Below are 2,562 nucleotides of genomic sequence, written 5' to 3'. Positions count from 1 at the left end.
GTGCGGGATCAACGGCCTGGCCGCCCGGGCCCTTTTCGACTCGAACGCCAGTGATGTCGTTGTCCGTAATCGCGTTGCCGCCATGGATATCGGGATTGGACCCGTCCTTGATCCACATCCCGTGATACTCGTGGTCACTAAACGTGCTCGCCTGGACATCCGGCGAGGAGCGAATCAACGTCAGTCCGTATCGGCAGCGGTAGGATTGAACGCTGTCAATGGTGACGATCCCTGCGTCGGTCAGCTCGATGCAGGACCCGATCGGCCAACCTGCCGCGTTGTCGATCACAGTACCCACACCCAGATGGCCAGTTCCGCCTGCCTGGAATTGCACACCGTTCACGAATTGGGTGATCGCAGCGTTGCTGAGCTGGAGGTCACCTCCTGCAACACGGATGGCGGTACTGGTGTTGCTGATGTCCACCTCATCGAGGACGGCTTGGCCGTTGACAGTGAGGCCGATCCAGTCCTGGTAGCCTGGGATCGCCGCGTCAGAACGGAGGACGACACGCTGCCCGGCCGTGCCTTGGACTACGAGTCCGCCGTCTACGGTGATCGAAAACAGACCGTCAACACGCATCTCGACACCCGGCTGGATCGTGAGTGTCGCGGTGGGGTCGATTGTGAGGTTCGACCCAATGATATACGGCCCGGTGATGCCGGGAGCCTGGCCTGGAGTCCATACCGTATCCGTGGTGATCGAGCCCGAAACCGCACGAGACTCGGCGTTCTCGTAGTTGTACGTGACGACTGCAGACGGGTCGGAGGTCTGTCCGCCCGAATCGGCGACCGCGTAGACGGAATTGGGTCCGTCAACGAGGACAATCGGGATCTCGAACGAGCCATCGGCCTGGGCCGTGTCGCTCCCCTGCTCTTCCCCGTTCACGAAGATGCGGACAAGGTCGCCTGAACTGGCGAAGCCTGCCGCGGGGTGCGGGTTCTGCATCGTGGGGTCGGAGGGAAGATCGAGTGCGGGCGGGAAGGTGAGCTGGCTCAGATCAATTTCGTAGAGATACGCGTTCTCGGGCCTCGTCCACTCACCGCCATCGTTGGCGGCGACTGTGATCTTGGACAAGCTCTCCACGCCCGGGAGGATGACGGGGTGGTGGACGCTTCCCGTGCCTGTGAGAAGCGTCTGCGGCCGCTCCCACACCACGACGGGCTCGGACCATGGGCCTTCCAGATTCTCGGCGACGCGGACAGCCAGAGCACTATGGCTTTCATCCTGGACATAGGGAAGGATCAGGCGCTGCTCGACGCCATGAACGGCGACCCACCTTGCCTCCTGCGTGTTGTACGCAACTGACGGTGCGCCAGAATTGTCCCAGAGCGCCACAGGCGTCGCCGGGGCGGACTGCCAGCCCGAGGTCGTCCAGTACTCGTAGGAGCTTGCCTGCGTCACCGCGTTTAGCGGCACTCGCGCGGAATACACCTCGTGGCTCGTCGCTCCGCCCGGGAGTTGGAGCCCATAGAGGTAGAGATCGGACCCGGATACGACTCCGCCGGAGGCGGGCTGGAGGTCCCCATCTTCGAACAACGAGTAGGTATCTCCGAAAAGCGTGCTCGTGTTGGGGAATGTCTGGCGAACGAAAGGCGGCGTTCCGCCGCTCATCTTCGCCAAGCCCACCTCTCTCGGACCGGTCGTGTGGGTGCGCCAGTAGAAGGCGTAGATGTCGGATCCGTCGACAAAGGGCGCCACCAGCTCGATTTCAGTTTCGCCCGCCACCAGCGGCCCGAGTGCCGCCTCGATCGTGCCAATTCCAGCCTCGTCGTAGTACGAGGTCGTGATGCCGTCCGTGGGATCGGTATCGGTCGAGAACGCGATCGTCGACGGATGCACGGTCCCGCCGTTGAGATCGGTCTCTCCGAAGAGGAGTGCAAGATCGGAGGCGGGGGCGGGGCGCTCGACAGCACCGCCGATCGCCTGGGTCACGACCTTTCCTGCCGTGCCTCCCTCGAGACCCGTGAGTGCGCCGTACTCCGTCGCAAGGCCAGTGACGAGGGAGAACTGGCGTTTCGCGCTCTGCCACGAGTTCGCCCCTTTGTGCTGGACGACCCAGACCTCGTGCGTCCCCAGGGGAAGATCGATGTTGGCGTGGAGGCGGTCTTTGGTTGGCGGGGTACCGTCGGCCAACGTGAAGGATGACGTGATGTCGATCGCGGGATCTTGAAGCCCCTCGCGAAGAAAGACCTCGTGATACTCACCTGCCCCGCTGTCCTTGAGCACCAGGATTCGGACGTAGGCGGACGATGTCGCAATCTGAGCGTTTTGCCCGGGCTCGAGGACAGCGGGTTTATTCGGATCCGGATCGCATCCGAGTACCGCTCCAAGGACACAAGCCCAGAGGATGAGGAAAATAGACCCAACCCGAATGCGGTGGGCATCACCGACTTGATTTTCACCGCGCCACGCTACACCGTGCCTAGCCCGAATAATTCATGAAGAAGTCGCGTTCCTGAATTGAAGAAGGCCCCAGTTGCGGTAGAAACGTGTTGCGACACCCGTTTCCCCTCAACAAGGGCCCCTTCATGAAGCCGGATTCTACCGCACAGACTGTCACC

At 62.2% G+C, this 2,562-nt stretch carries 1 protein-coding gene; it reads right to left on the bottom strand.

Features of this window, described 5'->3' with window-relative positions; translation table 11 throughout:
* On the bottom strand, positions 1–2,227 hold a 2,227-nt coding region (locus GY937_15335; protein ID MCP5058078.1), incomplete at its 3' end, for a DUF4185 domain-containing protein.
* Between the last annotated feature and the right edge of the window lie 335 nt (positions 2,228–2,562).

The sequence above is a fragment of the bacterium genome (genome assembly GCA_024228115.1).
Classification (GTDB): Bacteria; Myxococcota_A; UBA9160; order UBA9160; family UBA6930.
Note: the sequence above shows the minus strand (reverse complement) of the source record. Positions and strands in the feature narration are given on the sequence as shown.